Genomic DNA, 1,602 nt, shown 5'->3' with positions numbered 1-1,602 from the left:
GGCCTGCGTCGAGGGCCTCGGCGCCCTCGGCGACGAACGCGCCCGCCCGGTCCTGACGGCGGCCCGCGGCCACCCCCGCCTCGCGGCGGCGGCAGCGGCGGCACTGGCGAGGCTGCCGGGGTGAGGCGGAGGCGGCGCGGTCGGCTCATGCCCCCGTCGTGGCCCCCGGCACTGACAGGGCGCCGCGCCCGGCGGCTTCGGCCGCCCGGGGGGCCTTCTTCGCGCCGCCCGGCTCCGGGTCGGGGCCCGCCTTGCACTCCGCGTCGGTCTCGCCGCCCCCGTCGGGCAGTCGGCCCGTCGCCAGGTAGTCGGCCAAGTAGCGGTCCAGGCAGGCGTTCCCGCTGAGAGTGATGCCGTGGTTGCCGCCGCCCGTCTCGACCACGAGGCGGGAGCCGGAGAGCCTGCGGTGCAGGGCGAGGGCGCCCTCGTAGGGCGTCGCGGGGTCGTCCGTCGCCTGGAAGAGGAGGACCGGGGGCAGTTGGTCGTTGGTGACGTCCGGGGCGCTCAGGTGGTGGGTGCGCCAGAACGCGCACGGAGCGTTGTACCAGGCGTTGTTCCAGGTCGAGAACGGTGCGCGCGCGTGGATCTCCGCATTGTCCGCGCGCCAGGTCTCCCAGTCGTGCGGCCACAGCGCGTCCCTGCACTGCACGGCCGTGTAGACGCTGTAGCTGTTCTCCTTCGCCGTGTCGCTCGCCGCGAGCTGTTCGTAGGCGGCGACGAGCGGGCGGGCGTCGTCCTTGTTCGCGTACGCGGCGAAGGCCTTGGCGAGGAGCGGCCAGTAGCCGTTGTTGTAACCGGCGGGGATGAAGGTGTCCTCCAGCTCGGTGGCGCCCACCTTCTTGCCCGCGGGACGCGCGGCCAGCTCCTCGCGCAGGGCGTACCACCGCGCCTCGACGCCTGCCGGGTCACCGCCGAGTCCGTACGTGGCGTCGTGCCGGGCGATCCAGGCCATGAACGCCTTGTGGCGGGCGTCGAAGGCGTGGTCCTGGCGGAGGTTGTCGTCGTACCAGACGCCGGTCGGGTCGACGACGGAGTCCAGTGCCATGCGCCGCACGCGGTGCGGATAGAGCTTCGCGTACATGGCCCCCAGGTAGGTGCCGTAGGAGTAGCCGAAGAAGTTGACGCGCCCGGCGCCGAGCGCCGCGCGGATCGCGTCCATGTCCTTGACCGTGCTCACCGTGTCGATGAACGGCAGGACGTCCGCGTACTTCGCGTGGCAGGCGTCGGCGAAGGCCTTGGCACGGTCGAGGTTGGCCTTCTCCGCCGCGCGCGTGACCGGGACGCTCCGCGGCCGTACGGGGGCGAAGTGGCCGGGGCGGCAGTTCAGCGCCGGTCTGCTCCTGCCGACGCCGCGCGGGTCGAAGCCGATGATGTCGTACCGCGCCGCCACCTTCCCGGGCAGCGCCTTGGCGACGGAACCGGCCATGGAGAGCCCGCTGCCGCCGGGACCGCCGGGGTTCACCAGGAGCGGCCCCTGGGAGGTCTTCGCGGTGTGCCTGACGCGGGACAGGGCGAGGGTGATCTTCCGGCCGCCGGGGTCCTGGTGGTCCAGGGGCACCTTCAGGGACGCGCACTCCAGCGCGGGGTAGGCCGGTGTGGCGC

General features: G+C 73.7%; 1 protein-coding gene and 1 pseudogene. One reads left to right on the top strand and one right to left on the bottom strand.

What is annotated here, in order from left to right; translation table 11 throughout:
• Positions 1–124 (top strand): annotated as a pseudogene (locus tag AB8Z36_RS40335) (hypothetical protein); the annotation flags it as partial.
• A gap of 21 nt (positions 125–145) precedes the next feature.
• Here the strand turns inward: AB8Z36_RS40335 and AB8Z36_RS40330 are convergent.
• Positions 146–1,602: alpha/beta hydrolase (locus tag AB8Z36_RS40330; RefSeq protein WP_369218320.1), on the bottom strand; the 1,457-nt coding region annotated here is incomplete at its 5' end.

The sequence above is a fragment of the Streptomyces flavofungini genome (assembly GCF_041028215.1).
Lineage (GTDB): Bacteria > Actinomycetota > Actinomycetes > Streptomycetales > Streptomycetaceae > Streptomyces > Streptomyces flavofungini_B.
The sequence above is the reverse complement of the archived record's forward strand: the minus strand, read 5'-3'. Positions and strand labels throughout refer to the sequence as shown.